This window comes from Runella sp. R0.1_18, assembly GCF_057652155.1.
Genome location: NZ_JBYFCK010000127.1, coordinates 1 through 275 on the forward strand (window position 1 = coordinate 1; position 275 = coordinate 275).

1 protein-coding gene is annotated in these 275 nt (G+C 54.5%); it reads right to left on the minus strand.

The features are described 5' to 3' along the window. A partial coding sequence (locus tag AC23P2_RS31370; protein WP_487776834.1) for an Ig-like domain-containing protein occupies positions 1-275 on the minus strand: 275 nt, incomplete at both ends.

Below are 275 nucleotides of genomic sequence, written 5' to 3' on the forward strand. Positions count from 1 at the left end.
CCGTCAGGGTCGCCGTCGTTGGCTTTCACATTGATTACCACTGGTGTATTCTTTGGCGTCTCCGTGTTGTCATCCACCGCTACGGGTGCATCATTGCCTGCAATGGGCGTCGGTACTATATCCACCGTCACACAAGCTGTGTCTTTCAACCCCTGCGCGTTGCTCACTTCGTAGCAGAACACATCTTCGCCCGTCTTGCCTGGCGTCGGCGTATAAACAAAACTTCCGTCAGGATTCAACGTCACCGTTCCTTTCGTCGGTGGTGTCACTGGCGT